The 19,232-nt window shown below is 46.6% G+C and carries 20 protein-coding genes; 16 read left to right on the top strand and 4 right to left on the bottom strand.

Annotated features, from left to right (window positions below):
• The first annotated feature begins 199 nt into the window (after positions 1-199).
• The 3 genes from Selli1_RS15740 (at position 200) to Selli1_RS15750 (ending at position 3,674) form a co-directional block, all read left to right on the top strand.
• Positions 200-715 (top strand): cysteine hydrolase family protein, encoded by a 516-nt coding sequence (locus tag Selli1_RS15740; RefSeq protein WP_281873859.1) that lies wholly within the window; start codon positions 200-202, stop codon positions 713-715.
• Between the two features lie 124 nt (positions 716-839).
• Positions 840-1,535 (top strand): GTP pyrophosphokinase, encoded by a 696-nt coding sequence (locus Selli1_RS15745; protein ID WP_118636813.1) that lies wholly within the window; start codon positions 840-842, stop codon positions 1,533-1,535.
• Between the two features lie 9 nt (positions 1,536-1,544).
• The gene (locus tag Selli1_RS15750) at positions 1,545-3,674 is read left to right on the top strand and encodes a DNA topoisomerase III (RefSeq protein ID WP_281873860.1); all 2,130 of its coding nucleotides are present in this window, start codon (positions 1,545-1,547) and stop codon (positions 3,672-3,674) included.
• A gap of 20 nt (positions 3,675-3,694) precedes the next feature.
• Here Selli1_RS15750 and Selli1_RS15755 read toward each other — a convergent pair whose 3' ends face one another.
• On the bottom strand, positions 3,695-4,558 hold the full coding sequence (locus tag Selli1_RS15755; protein WP_087167703.1) for a MurR/RpiR family transcriptional regulator: 864 nt from the start codon (positions 4,556-4,558) through the stop codon (positions 3,695-3,697).
• 214 nt (positions 4,559-4,772) lie between these two features.
• On the opposite strand from Selli1_RS15755, the gene ald reads away from it, so the two are divergent.
• Positions 4,773-5,885 carry an alanine dehydrogenase gene (gene ald / locus Selli1_RS15760; protein ID WP_087167702.1) on the top strand — a complete coding sequence of 371 codons (1,113 nt, stop codon included), beginning with the start codon at positions 4,773-4,775 and terminating at the stop codon, positions 5,883-5,885.
• Between the two features lie 136 nt (positions 5,886-6,021).
• Positions 6,022-6,408 (top strand): hypothetical protein, encoded by a 387-nt coding sequence (locus tag Selli1_RS15765; protein ID WP_191426557.1) that lies wholly within the window; start codon positions 6,022-6,024, stop codon positions 6,406-6,408.
• A 64-nt stretch (positions 6,409-6,472) separates the two neighbouring features.
• Here the strand turns inward: Selli1_RS15765 and Selli1_RS15770 are convergent, their stop codons facing one another.
• A complete protein-coding gene (locus tag Selli1_RS15770) occupies positions 6,473-7,351 on the bottom strand; it encodes a YitT family protein (RefSeq protein ID WP_087167700.1) in 879 nt (292 codons plus the stop codon).
• Positions 7,352-7,703: 352 nt separating this feature from the next.
• On the opposite strand from Selli1_RS15770, the gene Selli1_RS15775 reads away from it, so the two are divergent.
• Genes Selli1_RS15775 through Selli1_RS15805 form a run of 7 tightly spaced genes read left to right on the top strand, consistent with a single transcriptional unit; the run spans position 7,704 to position 13,765 of the window.
• Positions 7,704-8,603, top strand: a complete 900-nt coding sequence (locus tag Selli1_RS15775; RefSeq protein WP_281873862.1) for a substrate-binding domain-containing protein — start codon at positions 7,704-7,706, stop codon at positions 8,601-8,603.
• A gap of 2 nt (positions 8,604-8,605) precedes the next feature.
• Positions 8,606-9,475 carry a phosphate ABC transporter permease subunit PstC gene (gene pstC, locus Selli1_RS15780; protein ID WP_087253429.1) on the top strand — a complete coding sequence of 290 codons (870 nt, stop codon included), beginning with the start codon at positions 8,606-8,608 and terminating at the stop codon, positions 9,473-9,475.
• Positions 9,468-10,301, top strand: a complete 834-nt coding sequence (gene pstA / locus Selli1_RS15785) for a phosphate ABC transporter permease PstA (RefSeq protein ID WP_281873865.1) — start codon at positions 9,468-9,470, stop codon at positions 10,299-10,301. Before pstC ends, pstA begins: the two co-directional genes overlap by 8 nt.
• Positions 10,301-11,053 (top strand): phosphate ABC transporter ATP-binding protein PstB, encoded by a 753-nt coding sequence (gene pstB, locus Selli1_RS15790; protein WP_087253424.1) that lies wholly within the window; start codon positions 10,301-10,303, stop codon positions 11,051-11,053. Before pstA ends, pstB begins: the two co-directional genes overlap by 1 nt.
• A gap of 2 nt (positions 11,054-11,055) precedes the next feature.
• Positions 11,056-11,742 (top strand): phosphate signaling complex protein PhoU, encoded by a 687-nt coding sequence (phoU, locus tag Selli1_RS15795; RefSeq protein ID WP_087167696.1) that lies wholly within the window; start codon positions 11,056-11,058, stop codon positions 11,740-11,742.
• Entirely contained in the window at positions 11,739-12,422 is a 684-nt protein-coding gene (locus Selli1_RS15800) for a response regulator (protein ID WP_087253422.1), read from the top strand. Before phoU ends, Selli1_RS15800 begins: the two co-directional genes overlap by 4 nt.
• Positions 12,419-13,765: a sensor histidine kinase gene (locus tag Selli1_RS15805; protein WP_138374143.1), complete on the top strand. Its 1,347-nt coding sequence runs from the start codon at positions 12,419-12,421 to the stop codon at positions 13,763-13,765. Before Selli1_RS15800 ends, Selli1_RS15805 begins: the two co-directional genes overlap by 4 nt.
• On the opposite strand, the gene Selli1_RS15810 is transcribed toward Selli1_RS15805, so the two are convergent.
• Both Selli1_RS15810 and Selli1_RS15815 read right to left on the bottom strand, forming a co-directional pair.
• Positions 13,713-14,087: a YitT family protein gene (locus tag Selli1_RS15810; RefSeq protein ID WP_330677619.1), complete on the bottom strand. Its 375-nt coding sequence runs from the start codon at positions 14,085-14,087 to the stop codon at positions 13,713-13,715. The two genes, Selli1_RS15805 and Selli1_RS15810, sit on opposite strands and share 53 nt — an antisense overlap.
• 54 nt (positions 14,088-14,141) lie before the next feature.
• Positions 14,142-15,026 (bottom strand): LysR family transcriptional regulator, encoded by an 885-nt coding sequence (locus tag Selli1_RS15815; RefSeq protein ID WP_087253416.1) that lies wholly within the window; start codon positions 15,024-15,026, stop codon positions 14,142-14,144.
• Positions 15,027-15,145: 119 nt separating this feature from the next.
• On the opposite strand from Selli1_RS15815, the gene Selli1_RS15820 reads away from it, so the two are divergent.
• The 4 genes from Selli1_RS15820 (at position 15,146) to Selli1_RS15835 (ending at position 19,199) form a co-directional block, all read left to right on the top strand.
• Positions 15,146-16,162, top strand: a complete 1,017-nt coding sequence (locus Selli1_RS15820) for a YeiH family protein (protein WP_118636806.1) — start codon at positions 15,146-15,148, stop codon at positions 16,160-16,162.
• A 62-nt stretch (positions 16,163-16,224) separates the two neighbouring features.
• Entirely contained in the window at positions 16,225-16,995 is a 771-nt protein-coding gene (locus Selli1_RS15825) for a polysaccharide deacetylase family protein (protein ID WP_171027984.1), read from the top strand.
• A gap of 53 nt (positions 16,996-17,048) precedes the next feature.
• The gene (gene dapF, locus Selli1_RS15830; protein WP_281873873.1) at positions 17,049-17,852 is read left to right on the top strand and encodes a diaminopimelate epimerase; all 804 of its coding nucleotides are present in this window, start codon (positions 17,049-17,051) and stop codon (positions 17,850-17,852) included.
• A gap of 132 nt (positions 17,853-17,984) precedes the next feature.
• Entirely contained in the window at positions 17,985-19,199 is a 1,215-nt protein-coding gene (locus tag Selli1_RS15835; RefSeq protein WP_281873876.1) for an LL-diaminopimelate aminotransferase, read from the top strand.
• The last annotated feature ends 33 nt before the right edge of the window (positions 19,200-19,232 follow it).

Raw genomic sequence — 19,232 nt, forward strand, 5'->3', positions numbered from 1 at the left:
GAGCATTCTGTTAAAAAGAAACATAAAATGATCAGATAAAGTCCGAACTGAATTGTCTGAAAATAAAAGAAATAAACTGATATCAAAAAAAGAAGAAAAAGTGCCAACGATTACTTGACACATACGTCTGTCCAGGGTTCCTTTACGCACTTTGGAAATCGTGTTACAATACAGAAAACATGCAGGGAGGAGGAAGAAAATGAAAGAACTTCTGGTCGTGATTGATATGCAGAATGACTTTGTGACGGGAAGCCTTGGGACGAAAGAGGCCTGCGGGATTGTGGACAATGTCAAAAACAAGATTGAGGAATATGTAAAGAAAGGGCAGGAGATTGTCTTTACAAGAGATACACATACAGAGCAGTATCCGGAAACTCAGGAGGGACGTCTCCTGCCGGTGGAACACTGTATCAAAGGAAACAAAGGATGGGAGCTGATTCCGGAGATCCGTCCGTATTCGGAAGGCCGCAGTGTCTTTGACAAGACGACATTCGGAAGCGTTCCGCTTGCAGAGTATATCCGGGACGGTGGATATGATGCCGTGGAGATGATCGGTCTTTGCACAGATATCTGTGTTGTGTCCAATGCCCTCCTGGCAAAAGCGTATGTGCCGGAGCTGCCGGTCCGGGTTGATCCGGCCTGCTGCGCAGGTGTTACACCCGAAAGCCATGAATCGGCATTATGCACAATGAAGATGTGCCAGATTTTAATATAGTAGAGAAAATAATATAGAAAATGTGAAATAAATGACAAACATATAAAAATATGTTATACTGTAAAATGGCGCGTAAATGCGGTAAGCATAAAAATGCAGTCTTTTTCGTGAAAGGTGGAAAAGGATGAATGTAAAAAACTATGAAGATGTAGACAGCTGGAAAACCGTGATGTTTCTATATAACGCGGCATTAAAAGAAGTAGGCACAAAGCTGGAAATTTTAAATGATGAGTTCCAGCATGTACATCGGTACAATCCGATTGAACATATCAAAAAGAGAATCAAGACACCGGAGAGCATCGTCAAGAAGCTGAAGAGACAGGGACATGAAAGTTCCATTGAAAATATGGTAAAGTATATCAATGACATTGCAGGAGTCAGACTGATCTGCTCGTTCACTTCGGACATCTATCGTCTGGCTGAGATGATCGGCAATCAGAGTGATCTGAAAGTGCTTTCCATCAAGGATTATATCAAGCATCCGAAGGAAAGCGGATACAAAAGTTATCATATGCTGATCTCGGTTCCGATTTTCCTGACGGACAGTGTGGTAGACACGAAGGTAGAGATCCAGATCCGGACGATTGCCATGGACTTCTGGGCCAGTCTGGAGCACAAGATTTACTATAAGTTTGAAGGAAATGCGCCGGAGTATATCAGCAGAGAGCTGAAAGAATGTGCAAAAATGGTATCAGAACTGGACGATAAAATGCTCTCGCTGAATGAAGCGATTCTGAAATGTCTCGAGCAGGCGGAAGAGGAAAGCAGGCAGCTTGAACTTTTAACGGATCGGGACGGGAATCCGATTTTGAATGAATAGAGGAACACTATGAAATCATTAGTAATCGCAGAAAAGCCATCTGTGGCAAGAGACATTGCCAGGGTGCTGAAATGTAAGAAAAACGGACAGGGAACCATCGAGGGAGAACGGTATATTGTCACCTGGGGGCTTGGCCATCTTGTGACACTTGCTGATCCGGAAGAATATAAGCCGGAATGGAAAGAGTGGAAGATGGATGTGCTTCCGATGATGCCGAAGACATGGAAGCTTTCCGTGATCCGCCAGACAGCAAAGCAGTACAATGCGGTAAAGAGCCAGATACACAGAAAGGATGTCGGAGAGATCATTATTGCCACGGACGCAGGAAGGGAAGGAGAGCTGGTGGCAAGATGGATTCTCGAAAAGGCAGGAAATCAGAAACCGGTGAAGCGGCTCTGGATTTCCTCCGTGACGGACCGGGCCATCCGGGAAGGATTTGGACGTCTCAGTGACGGAAGAGACTATCAGAATCTCTATGATGCTGCCCGGTCCCGCGCAAAGGCGGACTGGCTTGTAGGAATCAATGCGACCCGGGCGCTGACATGCAAATATAACGCAAAGCTGACCTGCGGGCGGGTGCAGACACCGACCCTTGCGCTGATCGCAAACAGGGAGGATGAGATTCGTTCTTTCCGGCCGAAGCCGTATTATGGACTGAAAGTTTATGCGGACGGGATCTGCTTTACCTGGCAGGATGGAAAGTCCGGCAGTACGAGATCCTTTGATCCGGAGCGGATCCGTCGGATTTCCGAAGAGATCCGGGGAGAACGGCTGGTGCTGGACAGCGTGGAGAAAAAATCCAGAAAGACGTATGCACCGGGACTTTATGATCTGACGGAGCTTCAAAGAGAGGCGAACCGTCGTTTCGGATATTCTGCCAAAGAGACTCTCAATATTATGCAGAGATTATATGAACATCACAAAGTGCTGACCTATCCGCGGACAGACTCCAGATATCTGAGTTCAGACATCGTACCGACCTTAAAAGAACGGATCGAGGCATGCCAGACCGGGCCGTACCGGGCGCTGGCACGTGCTCTTCATGGAAAGCAGTTTACAGCGGACAAGCGGTTTGTGGATGACAGCAAAGTCAGTGACCATCACGCGATTATCCCGACAGAACAGTACGTGGATCTGACTCATATGACTTCGGAGGAGCGTAAGATCTATGATCTTGTCGTACGCAGATTTCTGGCGGTGCTCTATCCGCCGGCTGAATTTGAGCAGATCAGCGTCAAGGCATCGGTCAAAGGAGAACACTTTGCGGCAAAAGGCGAGACGATCCGGGAAGCCGGATGGAGAGCCGTATATGACAGTGATATCGAAGAAGAAGACGAAGATGACAGTCTGAAAAATCAGATTCTGCCGGAACTGAAGAAAGGGCAGAGCCTGCCTGTCAAAAAGCTGGAAGTGACGGAAGGAAAGACAAAACCTCCGGCACACTATACCGAGGCAACTCTTCTTACCTCCATGGAAAAAGGCGGGCTTGGAACCGTTGCCACAAGGGCGGATATCATTGAAAAGCTGTTCAATACTTTTTATATGGAGAAAAAAGGGAACGATCTTCTGATTACCTCCAAGGGCCGTCAGCTTCTGGAACTTGTTCCGTCAGATCTGAAAAAGCCGGAGCTGACAGCCAGATGGGAGAAGGAACTGCAGAAAATTTCGGACGGCAGGCAAAAAGAGAAGACGTTCATGAAAGAGATTGAGCAGTATACCAACAATGTGATGCAGGACATCCGTACAAGCGAAGCGACCTTCCGGCATGACAATCTGACAAACCGGAAATGTCCGCGGTGCGGAAAACGGATGCTGGCAGTCAATGGAAAGAACAGTAAACTGCTCGTCTGCCAGGACAGGGAGTGCGGATATCGTGAGACGGTTTCGCGGACAACCAATGCCAGATGTCCGGTCTGCCATAAACGGATGGAGCTTGTCGGAAAAGGAGAGGACCAGACTTTTGTCTGTGCCTGCGGCCATAAAGAAAAGATGGCGGCCTTTGAGGCAAGAAGAAAGCGGGAAGGAAAAGATGTCAGCAGACAGGATGTCAGACGTTACATGAAACAGCAGCAAAAAGAAGCAGAGCAGCCGCTGAACAACGCGTTTGCGGAAGCTCTGGCAAAGATGAAGATAGAATAAACCGAACAGGAACGGACGTTTCAGTAAGTACCGAACTCGTCCAGATAGAGGTCGATCTTTTTGAGCTTGCGCTCGATGGATCGGCCTTTGCATTTCCTGCTGATGGTATTTAAAAGCACCTCTGTCAGAAACTGGGCGGCACTTAGAGAATTAAAGAAAGAAGTGCTGTTGACCGGAATGGTAAACAGAATGTCGGCATATTCACTTAACAGGGCGCTTGGCTTGTCGGTAAAGAGAATCACTTTTGCGCCTGCGGATTTAGCAAGTTTCAGGGCCAGTTCGTCTATGGAGGAGTAGCGCGGGAAACTGAAAACGATCACGCAGTCGTCGGACGAAATGTCCGCCATCAGGTCAAAAGGACTGACCGATGCGGAGGCGGTATGGATGACGTGATCGGTCATGTGGTGAAGATACAGATTCAGATAGACACCAAGACAGGCATTCCCGCGGGAAGCAACAATGTATTTCCGGCCGGAAGCAAGAATCAGATCCGCAGCTGCATCCAGCGTCTCCGGACGGTTGGAGGCAAGGGCCTGCTCCAGATTGCCTAATGTATTCTGATATTCATTTGCAAGAATATCGGACGGAAGATCAAGCCGGGAAAGGGCGGCGGCACGGTCGGAAGGGACAGGGAGCCGGTCCGAGATCCGGAAGAGATCACCGTGGTATTCTTTCCGCAGCGCGTTTTGAAAATCGGTGTAGCCGGAAAAGCCAAGAGCCCGGCAGAACCGGATCACAGAAGGCTCACTGATGCCAAGTTTTTCCGCCAGCTTGGTGGAACTCATAAAACAGACCTCTACTGCATGGTCTAATACGAATGATGCGAGGGCCGACTGCACCCGCGTTAATTTTTGGTTTTGAATGAAATTCTGGATTGCTTTCATAGAGATCCTCTTTTCTGTTTGATATAGCTTGATTTAATCACAAATATCTGCAAAAGGCAAGCATGAGGGAGAAATATGCAATAATTTAAAAATTAACAATTATTGCAAATGCAATTCCGATGTTGTATCATGAATTTAGAGAAATGTAGAAAACGATACAAAGAGAATCGAAAAATTAGGCGATTCTACAAAATGAAATGAAGGAGGGCAAACGATGAAAATCGGATGTGTGAAGGAAATCAAGAACAGAGAGTACCGTGTAGGACTTATTCCGGACAATGCAAAAAGCTATGTAAACGCAGGACATGAAGTATGGATTGAAAAAGGAGCAGGACTTGGATCCGGTTTTACGGATGCGGAATATGAAAAAGCCGGAGCAAAGCTTGTAGATACAGCAAAAGAAGTATGGGACGGCGTGGATATGATGGTTAAGGTCAAAGAGCCTCTTCCGGAAGAGTACGGCTATTTCAGAAAAGATCTCGTTTTATTCACCTATCTCCATCTGGCGGCAGACAAACCACTGACTGATGCGATGCTTGCATCCGGCATGAAAGGATTTGCCTATGAGACACTGATCGAACGGGACGGAAGTATTCCGCTTCTGGCGCCGATGAGCCAGATTGCCGGAAGACTCAGCATCCAGGAGGGAGCAAAGTACCTGGAAAAGACATTCGGAGGATCCGGAGTTCTTTTATCCGGTGTTCCTGGAACACCAAAGGCCAATATCGTCATTATCGGAGGCGGATCCGTGGGAACCAACGCCTGCAAGATTGCGGTCGGAATGGGCGCCAATGTGACGATTCTTGATATCAGCCTTCCAAGACTTGCGTACCTGGATGATATTTTCGGCGCAAGGATCCAGACACTGGTAAGCACGGACACCAATATTGAAAATGCAGTCAAGGAAGCGGATCTCGTGATCGGAAGCGTACTGATCCCGGGAAAAGCGGCGCCGAAGCTGATGAAGAAAGCTTATTTAAAAGAGATGAAGCCGGGCAGCGTGATTGTGGACGTTGCGGTAGACCAGGGCGGATGCTGCGAAACGACGAAGGTTACATACCATGACGATCCGATCTATGAAGTGGACGGAATCATCCATTACTGTGTCGGAAATATGCCGGGAGCGGTACCGAGAACATCTACCATCGCTCTGACCAATGCAACACTGCGCTATGGACTTGCCATTGCGGAGCACGGACTGGAAGAAGCGTGCAGGAAGAATCCTGTCATGATCTCCGGCGTCAATACCTATGATGGAAAACTGACCTGTAAAAATGTGGCAGAAAGCTTCCAGATGGAATATACTGATCTGCAAAGTCTTCTGTAAAAGGAAATATTAAAAAAGAATGAATGCCGGCTTTCGGACCTTCAGAATATCTTCAGTTTCTAAAGAATATCTTTCGTTGAAGAGATATGAGGACAGTGCTAAAATTACCTCATACCAGAACGAAGGAGGGATATTTATGAAAAGAACTCTGGGAACGAAGGCCGGTTTTGGGATTGGAGCATTACTGGATAAACTGCACAGACACCTTTATCAGGATCCGAACGGGCGTGATCAGGATGAAATAGATATGATTATTGTGACAGGGGACGGCGTTATCGTGAACGATTCCTACTATAATAAAGAGCGGATTAAAGAACTGGTTCAGGAAGCCCTGGATACAAAAGGACGAAAAAGAAGAGTCCGAATTGAAAGGACAGGAGTGCTCTCATGCTGGATTCCTGAAGTCGGAAAAGCGGTACAGAGAAGCGACGGATCCATTGAGATCGGCGGCATAGAGATTCAGAAAAGATCCTGGCTTCATCACGAAATAGAAAAGCTGTTTGCGGAGGAACGTCCGGCGTAAAATAGAAAGAAAAAGAGCTCTGAAAAATGTTAATAATTTTTCGGAGCTCGTTTTTTGTGTCCTTTTATAACCGTTTTTCGAAGTTTCCTTCCACCGAACAGCCTTCGGTAAAGATCATAAAGGCGTTCGGGTCAATGCTCTGGACAATCCGGCGGATCTGGTTCACTTCGTATTTGGAAATCATGACGAAGAGAATATAGGATGTTTCGTTCGTGTAGGCACCGGCCCCCTCCCAGTTGGTGACGCCGCGGCCCGTCTCTTCCATGATCGCCTTGGAAATCCCAAGCTTTTTCGTGAAGATCATGACGCTCATATTGATGTTCTGGATATGGATCCGGTCACATGCTACGGAAGAAATGACTCCGTAGATCAGGGAATAGATCACGGTTTCCAGATTGAACATCAGAAGACAGATCCCGTACACAAAGACATTGATAATAGTTGCCATCTTGCCGACACTGAAATTGCGAAACTTCTTTGTAAAATAAAGGCCAAGGATGTCCTGGCCGCCGCCGGAACTGCCGCCGCGCAGTACCAGCCCGGTTCCAAATCCGGCCACCAGACCTCCGATGACACAGGAAGTCAGACGGTCATCGATGAGAGAGCGTTCCGGAACCGGGATAAAAGTAAGGGCTGCGGTTTCTACAATGACGGTGACAACGGTACGGAAAAAGAATCCGCGTCCCATTTTGCTCCACGCCAGATACAGAAGAGGCAGGTTTACGATAAAATAAATGATACCTGCGATATCGGTCTGGCCGAAAGAAAGATGCAGAGCCGAAGTTAAAAAGGTACGAATCAACTGAGCAATTCCCATGAAACCGCCGTTGTACAAGTCAAGCGGTGTAATAAACAGATTGACACCGGCTGCGAAAAGCACCCCGCCGCATACGGAGTAAAGCAGGCCTGTGATCTGTTTTTTCTGATCTGATTTTACTGACATTTCTTTTCCCCTTCCTACTGATATAAAATCCACATTCCTTCTATAATAAAGAAATGGTTCAGTACATTTTGCACTCATTCTATCATTCTGTAATCGGAGTGGCAAGTATTGTTTGAAATATAACAATAAAATTCATGTAAAATTCTCGGATGGAAGAAAAGTGATTTTACAATTTCTTCATATAAAAAACTAATTTTCCGTTTCTGGAATGAAAAATCAAGAAAGGGAGAAGATATTTTACATAGATTTAACCGTTTATTTTTAACAGATTTAACATTTGTGCTTTATGATAGGCACTGTCGACAAGGAAACAAGAAAAAATGTAAAATATGAAATCAGGGAGAGAAAAAATATGAAATTCAGAAAAGTTACAGCAATTATTGGAGCAGCAGTTATGATGATGTCTCTTGCAGCATGCGGAAGCAGCAATGACGGAGGAAGCAGCGACGGCGGAGACGGCGGATCTTCTTCAGGCGGAAGCATCAACGTTATTTCCCGTGAGGACGGTTCCGGAACAAGAGGAGCTTTCGTAGAACTCTTCGGTGTAGAAGAAGAAGTAGACGGAGAAAAAGTTGATAATACAACAACAGATGCAACCGTTACAAACAATACATCTGTTATGCTTTCCACAGTAGCACAGGATCCAAACGCAATCGGATATGTATCCCTCGGATCTCTGAGCGATGATGTAAAAGCAGTGAAGATCGACGGAGCAGAGGCAACAGCAGAGAACATCGAAAGCGGTACTTATAAAGTGTCCCGTCCATTCAACATCGTAACAAAAGACGGACTCAGCGATGTAGCACAGGATTTCATCAACTTCATCATGAGCACACAGGGACAGGAAGTAGTTGCTGATGAAGGATATATTCCGGTAGATACAACAACAGAGTACACAGCTTCCGGATTAAGCGGAACAGTTACAGTATCCGGTTCTTCTTCCGTATCTCCGGTAATGGAAAAACTTTCTGAAGCATATCAGGAACTGAATGCAGATGTTAAAGTTGAACTTCAGACAAGTGACTCTACAACAGGTGTATCCAATGCGGTAGAAGGAATCAGCGATATCGGTATGGCATCCCGTGAACTGAAAGATTCTGAAACATCTCAGGGCGTAACAGCAACAGTAATCGCAACAGATGGTATCGCAGTCATCGTAAGCAACGACAACAGCGTAGATGAGCTTACAACAGATCAGGTAAAACAGATTTTCACAGGTGAAATCACTTCTTGGGATGAGGTAACAGAGTAATTATGAAAGATTGGAAGGAAAAAGGCATGCAGGGAGTATTCTTCCTTGCTGCCTGTGCTTCCGTTTTAGCGGTAGCACTGATTTGTATTTTCTTGTTCGCAAATGGTATCCCGGCCATGTCAGAGATCGGAATCTTTGACTTCCTGCTCGGGGAAGAGTGGAGACCGAGCAATAATATTTACGGCATTCTTCCGATGATCATGGGAAGTATTTATGTAACAGCGGGAGCCATCGTGATTGGTGTGCCGATTGGTATTTTTACATCCGTATTTATGGCACATTACTGTCCGAAAAAGATTTATCCGTTTTTAAAATCAGCGACAGAGCTTCTGGCAGGAATTCCGTCTGTTGTATACGGTTTCTTCGGTCTGGTTGTGATCGTACCGATGATCAGAAATTATACTGCAGCACAGGGAATAGGCGGAAACGGACAGACGATGCTGACAGCATCCATTATTCTTGGAATTATGATTCTGCCGACCATCATCGGGGTTACAGAATCCGCGATGAGAAGTGTGCCGGATCAGTATTATGAGGGATCTCTCGCGCTTGGAGCAACAAAGGAGAGAACGATCTTCCGTATCGTAATCCCGGCTGCCAAATCCGGTGTGATCGCCGGTATTGTCCTCGGTATCGGACGTGCGATCGGTGAGACGATGGCGGTTATCATGGTAGCAGGAAACCAGCCGAGAATGCCGCAGGGTATTCTGGAAGGTGTGCGTACGATGACAACAAACATCGTAATGGAGATGGGATATGCAGCAGATCTTCACAGAGAAGCGCTGATTGCGACAGCAGTTGTGCTGTTTGTATTCATTCTTATTATCAATGCGTGTGTATCATTATTGAACAGGAGGAGCGAACATGACTAAAGGCAGAAAAATAGAAAGTATCATTTTAAGGGTACTGATTTATGCGGCAGCCGCAATTACATTTGCAGTACTTTTGTTCCTCCTTGCGTATATTCTGATCAACGGAGTTCCGAATCTGAAGCCGTCACTGTTTTCGTTGGAATATAATACAGAAAACGCGTCTTTGATGCCGGCTCTGATTAATACGGTGATCATGACATTCCTGTCTCTGATCATTGCCATTCCGTTTGGAATCTTTTCCGCGATCTTCCTCGTGGAATATGCAAATAAAGGAAACAGGTTTGTCGGAATCATCCGTCTGACAACCGAGACATTACAGGGAATTCCATCCATCGTATACGGACTTTTCGGTATGCTGTTTTTCGTTACGGCTCTCGGATGGGGATATTCCATCCTGGCAGGTGCATTTACCATGTCTATCATGATCCTGCCTCTGATTATGAGAACGACAGAAGAAGCATTAAAAGCAGTACCTGATACATACAGGGAAGGAAGCTTTGGACTTGGTGCAGGAAAGCTCCGTACAATTTTCAGAATTGTACTTCCGGCAGCGGTTCCTGGAATCATGGCAGGAGTGATCCTGGCAATCGGAAGAATTATGGGAGAAACTGCGGCGCTCATGTACACGGCAGGAACGGTACCGGATATTGCGGCAACACCGATGTCTTCCGGACGTACGCTGGCTGTTCACATGTACAACCTGTCAAGTGAAGGTCTTTACATGGATCAGGCATACGCGACGGCAGTTATCTTATTGGTAGTGGTAGTAGCAATGAATGCATTATCTGCATTTGCGGCCAGAAAACTTACAAAGGGGACACGGTAATGGGCAAAATAGATATTAAAGATATGGATTTGTTTTACGGCTCTTTCCAGGCACTGAAAAATGTCAACCTGGAGATCGAGCCGAATAAGATTACAGCGTTCATCGGACCTAGCGGATGTGGAAAATCTACACTCCTGAAGTCACTGAACAGAATGAACGATCTGGTAGAAGGATGCCGGATTGATGGTAAAATCCTTCTGGACGGAGATGATATTTATGCAAAATCAATGGATGTAAACACACTTCGGAAACGTGTTGGAATGGTATTCCAGAAGCCGAACCCGTTCCCGATGAGCATCTATGACAACGTAGCTTACGGACCGCGTACACACGGAATCCGTTCCAAAGCAAAACTCGATGAGATTGTAGAGCGTTCTTTAAGAAACGCCGCAATCTGGGATGAAGTAAAAGACAGACTGAAAAAGAGCGCCCTTGGCATGTCCGGAGGACAGCAGCAGAGGCTTTGCATCGCAAGAGCGCTGGCAGTAGAACCGGAAGTGCTTCTGATGGATGAACCGACCTCCGCGCTGGACCCGATTTCTACTTCCAAGATCGAAGACCTTGCAGCAGATCTGAAAAAAGATTATACTATTGTTATGGTAACACACAATATGCAGCAGGCAGTACGAATTTCCGATAACACAGCATTTTTCCTTCTTGGAGAAATGATTGAGTACAACAATACGGAAAAATTATTCTCTATACCATCAGATAAGAGAACAGAAGATTATATCACAGGGAGGTTCGGCTAAATATGAGAAACAAATTCGATATGCAGCTTGACTCATTAAAAGAGCAGCTCACAACAATGGGCGAGCTCTGCGAGGTCGCAATCACAAAAGCGACAGAAGCGATTCTGGAAGGAAAAGAAGAGCAGGCAAGAGAAGTCATTCAGGCTGACGAGGAGATCGACCAGGCGGAAAAAGACATTGAGAGACTTTGTCTGAGACTGCTCCTTCAGCAGCAGCCGGTGGCGAAGGATCTACGCCAGATTTCAGCGGCTCTGAAGATGATTACGGATATGGAACGTATCGGAGATCAGGCTTCCGATATCGCAGAGATTCTGCTTTCCACAGATCTGAAAGTGGAAAAAAACAATAAAGACATTGGCGTGATGGCACAGGCAGCGGCTAAAATGGTCAGAGAAAGTGTTCGTGCATACGTAGAACAGAATATGATGCTGGCCAAAAAGGTTATGACCGCGGATGATGAAGTAGACAGACTTTTTGACAAGATCAGACAGGAAATCATCGATTATATTGCCAAAGAAGGCGGCGATGGAGGCGAAGCAGCAGTAGACCTCATCATGGTTGCAAAATATCTGGAAAGAATCGGAGACCATGCAACCAATATTGCAGAATGGGTAGAGTTTTCCATCACCGGAAATCACCGCATTGCCACAGAAGTTCATGAAAACAGAAATTCAGGAGAAACGAAATGATTTTTTGTGTAGAAGACGACAGGAATATTAGAGAACTGGTAGTATACACATTATCAAGTACAGGCATGGAAGCGGAAGGATTTGAAGACGGCGAAGTGTTTTTTAAAGCTTTGGCAGAACGGCTGCCAGAGCTTATTTTACTTGATATTATGCTGCCGGGAGAGGATGGCATGGCCATTCTCAAAAAGCTGAAAAACAATAAAAAGACGAAAGACATTCCGGTCATCATGGTGACGGCGAAAGGAACAGAGTACGACAAGGTTTCAGGGCTTGACGCCGGTGCGGATGATTATGTGACAAAACCGTTTGGAATGATGGAACTTGTTTCCAGAATCAAGGCGGTCCTGCGGCGCACGAAGAAAAAAGAAGAGATCGAAGTACTCAAGGCAGGCCCGATTGTACTGAATGAAAAGAAGCATGAGGTCCTTGTAGACGGAGCACATGTCAGCCTGACGCTGAAAGAATACGAGATGCTCAAGAGACTGATGCACAATAAAGGAATTGTCCTTACACGGGACCGGCTTCTTGAGGAAATCTGGGGATATGATTTCGACGGCGAGACACGTACAGTTGACGTACATATCCGGACGCTGCGCCAGAAGCTTGGAAAAGCGGGAGAGGAAATCGAGACCGTACGCGGTGTCGGTTACCGGATCACGGAGGACCAGGAGGAAGTATGAGAAACAAGATCCAGAGAAATATGGTGTTTGTCATTGTTCTGACGCTCCTGACATCATATGCATTTATTATCGGGATTGTCTACAACCAGACATACCGGATCATGCAGCAGGACGCAAGGCAGGAGGCTTCCTACATCAAGGAAGCCATCAATCTGCTTGGAAGTGATTATCTGCAGGAAATGGATGATGTCAATAGCGACACGAGGGTAACACAGATCGACCAGAACGGGAAAGTACTGTATGATTCCCACGGAATTGACAGCAAGGACGAGAATCATGCCCGGCGAAAAGAAGTCATGGAAGCACTTGAGAATGGAACAGGACAGGACAAACGGGTCTCAGAGACGGTAGGGCAGGAGCTGTTTTATTATGCCACGCTTCTCGATGACGGGACGGTTCTTCGTGTCGCGAAGTCCATGGACGGCGTAAGCAGTACGGCAGTAAGGATTCTTCCTTACATGTTCGGCATCGGTCTGATCCTTGTGATTGTTGCGTGGAGACTTTCCAAGTGGGTGGCAAACCGGCTCGTTCAGCCGATTAATGAGCTGGATCTGGAACATCCGATCGATAACGATGTATACGAAGAGCTGACGCCGCTTCTGCTCAGCATGGAAAACCAGAAGAAAGAAAAAGAGAAAAATGAGCAGATGCGTAAAGAGTTTTCGGCCAACGTTTCCCATGAGCTGAAAACTCCGCTGACATCCATATCAGGTTATGCGGAGATTATGAAAAGCGGGCTTGTAAAGCAGGAGGATGTGCCGGGATTTGCCGAACGCATTTATAAAGAGGCAAGCCGTCTGATTGTGCTTGTGGAGGATATCATCAAGCTTTCCAAACTGGATGAAGGCGGTGTGGGACTGGAAAAAGAAAAAGTGGATCTCTACAGTATCTGCGAGGACGTTCTGATCCGTCTGGAAAATATGGCCAACCGTCACCATGTTTCGATGGAACTGAGCGGGGAGAAAGTGGAATATGAAGGAGTTTACCGGGTTCTGGATGAGATGGTCTGGAATCTGTGTGAAAATGCAGTCAAATATAATAAGCCGGGCGGACATGTACATGTCTGGGTCGGCAATACATTAAGCGGCCCGAAGATTATTGTGAAAGATACCGGAATCGGAATTCCGAAAGAAGAACAGGAACGGATCTTCGAACGCTTCTACCGTGTGGATAAGAGCCACTCCAAGGAGACGGGAGGTACAGGACTTGGCCTGTCCATCGTCAAGCATGGAGCGGTCATCCATAACATTCAAATCCGGACTGACAGTGAGGTTGGAAAAGGAACCGCGATTACTCTTTCCTTTTCAAAAGGCAATTCAGCGTCAGCGACTGAAGAGCAGTAAAGCCGATCCCGGTCAGAACGGATGTAATTCCATAAGAGAGAAGTCCGAAAAGCAGTACGCACGTATTGATGAGATACATGGTAAGTGCGATATTGATTTTCGGTTTTTTTTTGTTCAGAATCAATGCAATGACATCAAAGCCGACAGCCGTGGATTCGGAACTGATGCAGAAATAATATCCGGTGCCGACAAGGAATCCGGCCAGAACCATGCCGATGACCGGATGAACCAGGATTGCATATCCCAGACCGTGCAGGACGGAAAACAGGATGAGATAACAGAAACAGCTGAATACGGTTCCTGTGAAAAATTTCTTTCCAATTGCCCAGAATGATTTTCAGACAGCGTGCTATGCTTTGACGTGTAACTGACAGTTTCATAACTTTTTCTTCCATTCTTCAAAAATAGTACGGTAGCGGGAAGCAAACATACTTCCCTTTTGCCATATGAGAGTAAAATCATGCGTGATAGAGAAATTTTCCGGCGTGACGTCAAACAGTATGCCGTTTTTCAGCTCTTCTTCAGCAGCGGAACGGTACAAAAATGTAATGCCAAGACCGGCTGAGACAACCGCTTTCAATGCCGGAATATTCCCGATTTCGGAAACACCGGAAAAATCGTGAATGGAAAGATTACGGGCTTCCAGATGTTTTTCAAGGATCTCCCTTGTACCGGATCCGGGCTCCCGGACAATCAGCTTCTGATCAAGAAGCTCCGAAAGAGAGCGGGGACGGCAGTCTTCAAAAAGCGGGGTTCCTGCAACGGCAATATACGGTTCCGAGGAAAACGTCAGATAGTCATACTGGGTCTTGTCAAAATAGCCTTCTACGATCGCAAAATCAATCTCTCCGTCCGAGATGCGGTCGAGGAGTTCGTGAGTGTTTGCCGTGATCATGGTCAGGACAGTATCCGGATGCCGTGTCTGGTATTCGATCAGAAAACGCGGCATGACATATTCACCGATTGTAAGAGTCGCGCCAAAGATCAGGGCCGGCTTTTTTTTCTGCATGGAAAGGAGCTGCTCTTTCAGATAGACCTGGTCATGGCTCAATGTCGTAAAGGCGTGGAGCAGATATTCCCCGGCCTCGGTTAGAACCGGTTTTTTTCCCTGAAATGTAAAAAGACGGGTCTGATAGTATTCCTCAATATAGCGGATATGCTGTGAGACGGCAGGCTGCGTGATATGAAGCGCCTCGGCGGCTTTTGTAAAATTCATGTATTTACAGACTTCCAAAAATGTATAAATACGAAAATCCAGCATAAGAATGCCTCCTTTTCCTAATCATAACATATGTTTATGCATAAATAAATATATATAATTTTTCATGATTCATTTCCTTTGATATGATACTTCCAGAAATAAAAAGAGAGGAGATAACCATGAAAACAATTCAGGAAACTTATAAAGGTATTTTGTTCTGTCTGCTGATCTCCATTCCGGCGTTTTTGCTTGGAAAACAGTTTGAGGTAGTCGGCGGGCCGGTGTTTGCGATTTTGATCGGGATGTGTCTTGCCCTGATAGTGAAAAGGAGCGAGCCCCTTCAGCCGGGGATCAAATTTACATCCAAAAAGATTTTACAGTACGCGGTGATTCTGCTTGGATTCGGCATGAATCTGACGGATATTCTGGAGAAAGGACGCCAGTCTCTTCCAATTATCATTGCGACGATCTCCACCTCACTTGTGATTGCCTTTGTGCTTCACAAGGTCATGCGGATTCCATCCAAAATCTCGACGCTGGTCGGGGTGGGGTCCAGTATCTGCGGCGGTTCGGCCATTGCGGCGACGGCACCGGTCATTGATGCGGACGATGAGGAGATTGCCCAGTCGATCTCTGTTATTTTTCTCTTCAATGTGATCGCGGCGCTGATCTTTCCGAAACTCGGAGCCGTTCTGGGACTGAGCAATGAGGGGTTCGGTCTTTTTGCCGGAACGGCGGTCAATGACACCTCTTCCGTGACGGCGGCGGCAGCGGCATGGGATGGAATTCACGGCAGCAATACGCTGGATGCGGCGACGATTGTCAAATTGACAAGGACTCTTGCGATCATTCCAATCACACTGGTTCTCTCCATCTGGCAGATGCGAAAGGCAAAGAAAAACGGAGAGCAGGCAGGCGGAACCTTTGATCTGAAAAAGATCTTTCCGTTTTTTATCCTGTTTTTCGTGCTCGCTTCTATCATTACAACAGTATTTTCCCTTCCGGTGACAGTGACTGCACCGATTAAAGAGCTGAGTAAGTTCTTTATTATTATGGCAATGGCGGCCATCGGGTTTAATACGAATCTGGTGAAGCTGGTCAAGACAGGCGGGAAACCGATTTTCATGGGACTTTGCTGCTGGATCGGAATAGCGGGAGTGAGCCTTCTGATACAGCATTTTCTGGGAATCTGGTAAATGCGTAAAAGAAAACTTCGGAGCATATACTATAAGAACAATAGATGCTCCGGAGTTTTTTTATGTCTTTTCAGAAAAAAGCATGGAAGAAATACATCCTTTTTGCCGCGGCAGCCTGTTTCCTGCTGTCGGGCGGAATCTGGTATGTAAAAGAATACACCACTGTCGGAAACAGCGTAAACGGTCATGAAATGCCGGTCTGTTCTGTGGAGACGGATGAAAAACAGGCGGCCCTGACCTTTGAGACAGCCTGGGGAGACAAAAAGACCGGGGAGATCCTGGACATATTAAAAGAAGAGAAGATACGCGCCACCTTTTTTGTGACTGCCGGATGGATGCGGGAGCATCCGGATCTGGTCGGAAGAATGAAAGCGGAAGGACATGACATCGGAACGATGGGAGTCAGCCATGAAAATCTGTCGGAACAGACATCCGCGGAAATCAGGGCAGAACTGCAGGAAGCAGAACATACCGCTAAAGAGGAAGGGATTTCCATGGAACTTTTCCGCCCTCCCTATGGACGATACAGCGACACACTGATCCGGACTGCCGCGGAGGAAGGGTTTTTTACGATCTGCTGGTCAATCGATTCCCGGGACTGGAAAAACTATGGGAAAAGAAGTCTGATCAAGGAAGTGGTCGAAAGTGAAGAGCTCCGGAATGGAGCCATTATCCGTCTGAACAGCGAAGCAAAATTTACAAAAGATGCATTAAAAGAACTGATCGAAAACATAGAGGAAAAGTCATATGAGATTGTTCCGGTTTCGGAGATGATACTAAGAGACAATTATCACATGGATGTAAAAGGAAGACAGATCCCAAGGATGACATAAAATGCCGCTTTTCTTCATACAATACCAGAAAACAACAGGAGGAATTTGTGCAGATGCATTTTGTAAAAATGGAGGGATGCGGCAATGATTATATCTACGTGGATCAGGAAAAAGAGCAGATCGTAAATCCGCAGACCCTGGCGAGAAAAATCAGTGACCGCCATTTTGGCGTTGGAGCGGACGGAATGATTCTGATCTGTCCGTCCGATATGGCAGACTGCCGGATGGAAATGTATAATGCGGATGGGTCCAGAGGGAAAATGTGTGGAAACGGTGTCCGCTGTGTGGCAAAATATCTTTATGATTATAAAAAGATACGAAAAGAGGAGATTGCGGTAGAGACCGACAGTGGAATCCATACGGTCCGGATTCTGGAAGATTCCGGAAAGGCTACAGTGGCCATGGGCACCCCGGTTATTGAGGAGGAGCCTCACGTGATCTCGATGGAAGGACAGAAGACGGAGATGATGATTGTCTCTATGGGAAATCCTCATGCAGTCATTTTCATGGAGCCGGAGGAGGGAAGCTGGAAAACATGGAATATGAAAAAGGCGGAAGCTGTCAGTACCCATTCGGACTTTCCGGACGGGATTAATGTAGAGCTGGTGCAGGTATATTCCGAGACCGGTATGAAAATCCGCGTATGGGAGAGAGGAAGTAAGGAGACCCTTTCCTGCGGAAGCGGAGCCTGTGCCGCGGCAGCGGCGGCCATCCGGAGCGGAAGAACAAAACAGAAAGTGAATATTGAAATGCCGGGAGGTATGATGGAAGTGGAATGGGACAGTGACGGGCAGATGTATCTGACCGGAGGATGCCGTTTTGTATGTGAAGGGGAGTACCCCGGAAGTGTCGGATAGATAAAAAAATAAGCGTAGTACGAAATTGTACTACGGATCTGAAAAATCTCCTTTACGTGTTTCTTGAAATGTGTTATGATAGACGCGGCATGAGTTTAATACATTAAAGAAATAAAGAGAAGGAGACAAGGTATGTTTAAAATTAATGAAAATTATCTGAAACTTCCAGGAAGCTATCTCTTTTCAAATATTGCAAAAAAGGTAGCGGCATATACCGAAGCAAATCCGGACAAATCTATCATTCGGCTTGGAATCGGTGACGTGACACAGCCGCTGGCACCGGCGATTATCGATGCGCTTCACAGCGCGGTGGATGAAATGGCGCACGCAGAGACATTCCACGGATATGCCCCGGATCTTGGATACGAGTTCCTGAGAAGTGCAATGGCAAAGAATGATTATGAGGCAAGAGGCTGTGAGATCTACGCAGACGAAATCTTTATCTCCGACGGAGCAAAGGGAGATTCCGGAAACATTCAGGAGATCTTTGACCAGGACAATAAAATCGCTGTCTGCGATCCGGTATACCCGGTATATGTGGATACGAACGTCATGGCAGGACGTACCGGTACCTATGATCCGAAGTCCGAAATCTGGAGCGATGTGATCTACATGCCGTGTACGGCAGAAAACGGATTTGTGCCGGAGCTTCCAAAGGAAGTGCCGGATCTGATTTATCTGTGCTTCCCGAACAATCCGACAGGATCTGCCATCACAAAAGACCAGCTTCAGGTGTGGGTAGATTACGCAAATAAAAACGGATCCGTCATCATTTATGATGCAGCATACGAGGCATATATTTCCGAGGAAAACGTACCGCACACGATTTACGAGTGTGAAGGCGCAAGAACCTGTGCCATCGAGCTTCGCAGCTTTTCCAAAAATGCCGGATTTACAGGAGTGCGTCTCGGCGCAACAGTGATCCCGAAGGATCTCAAATGCGGCGACGTGATGCTTCACTCCCTTTGGGCAAGACGTCACGGAACCAAGTACAACGGGGCTCCGTACATCGTACAGAAAGCAGGAGAAGCAGTGTATTCCGAGGCAGGAAAAGCACAGTTAAAAGAGCAGATTGCCTACTACATGAGAAACGCAAAGACAATCTATGACGGGCTGAAAGACGCAGGCTATACTGTATCCGGAGGCGTAAATTCGCCGTATATCTGGCTGAAGACACCGGACAACATGACGTCCTGGGAGTTCTTTGATTATCTGCTTGCACAGGCAGGCGTTGTAGGAACACCGGGATCCGGATTCGGACCAAGAGGAGAAGGATATTTCCGTCTGACTGCATTCGGTACTTACGAAAATACAAAGGCGGCAGTAGAGAGGATCAAAAATCTGTAGGACGCTCCGGAAAGCGAAAAAGCAGGCCGAAAG

This window comes from Sellimonas catena (genome assembly GCF_027924685.1).
Taxonomy (GTDB): domain Bacteria; phylum Bacillota; class Clostridia; order Lachnospirales; family Lachnospiraceae; genus Sellimonas; species Sellimonas catena.

Bases quoted from the DNA above. Each gene is read 5' to 3' on its own strand.
- Selli1_RS15740 (WP_281873859.1), top strand. From the start codon at position 200: ATGAAAGAACTTCTGGTCGTGATTGATATGCAGAATGACTTTGTGACG.
- Selli1_RS15745 (WP_118636813.1), top strand. From the start codon at position 840: ATGAATGTAAAAAACTATGAAGATGTAGACAGCTGGAAAACCGTGATG.
- Selli1_RS15750 (WP_281873860.1), top strand. From the start codon at position 1,545: ATGAAATCATTAGTAATCGCAGAAAAGCCATCTGTGGCAAGAGACATT.
- Selli1_RS15755 (WP_087167703.1), bottom strand. From the start codon at position 4,558: ATGAAAGCAATCCAGAATTTCATTCAAAACCAAAAATTAACGCGGGTG.
- ald (WP_087167702.1), top strand. From the start codon at position 4,773: ATGAAAATCGGATGTGTGAAGGAAATCAAGAACAGAGAGTACCGTGTA.
- Selli1_RS15765 (WP_191426557.1), top strand. From the start codon at position 6,022: ATGAAAAGAACTCTGGGAACGAAGGCCGGTTTTGGGATTGGAGCATTA.
- Selli1_RS15770 (WP_087167700.1), bottom strand. From the start codon at position 7,351: ATGTCAGTAAAATCAGATCAGAAAAAACAGATCACAGGCCTGCTTTAC.
- Selli1_RS15775 (WP_281873862.1), top strand. From the start codon at position 7,704: ATGAAATTCAGAAAAGTTACAGCAATTATTGGAGCAGCAGTTATGATG.
- pstC (WP_087253429.1), top strand. From the start codon at position 8,606: ATGAAAGATTGGAAGGAAAAAGGCATGCAGGGAGTATTCTTCCTTGCT.
- pstA (WP_281873865.1), top strand. From the start codon at position 9,468: ATGACTAAAGGCAGAAAAATAGAAAGTATCATTTTAAGGGTACTGATT.
- pstB (WP_087253424.1), top strand. From the start codon at position 10,301: ATGGGCAAAATAGATATTAAAGATATGGATTTGTTTTACGGCTCTTTC.
- phoU (WP_087167696.1), top strand. From the start codon at position 11,056: ATGAGAAACAAATTCGATATGCAGCTTGACTCATTAAAAGAGCAGCTC.
- Selli1_RS15800 (WP_087253422.1), top strand. From the start codon at position 11,739: ATGATTTTTTGTGTAGAAGACGACAGGAATATTAGAGAACTGGTAGTA.
- Selli1_RS15805 (WP_138374143.1), top strand. From the start codon at position 12,419: ATGAGAAACAAGATCCAGAGAAATATGGTGTTTGTCATTGTTCTGACG.
- Selli1_RS15815 (WP_087253416.1), bottom strand. From the start codon at position 15,026: ATGCTGGATTTTCGTATTTATACATTTTTGGAAGTCTGTAAATACATG.
- Selli1_RS15820 (WP_118636806.1), top strand. From the start codon at position 15,146: ATGAAAACAATTCAGGAAACTTATAAAGGTATTTTGTTCTGTCTGCTG.
- Selli1_RS15825 (WP_171027984.1), top strand. From the start codon at position 16,225: ATGTCTTTTCAGAAAAAAGCATGGAAGAAATACATCCTTTTTGCCGCG.
- dapF (WP_281873873.1), top strand. From the start codon at position 17,049: ATGCATTTTGTAAAAATGGAGGGATGCGGCAATGATTATATCTACGTG.
- Selli1_RS15835 (WP_281873876.1), top strand. From the start codon at position 17,985: ATGTTTAAAATTAATGAAAATTATCTGAAACTTCCAGGAAGCTATCTC.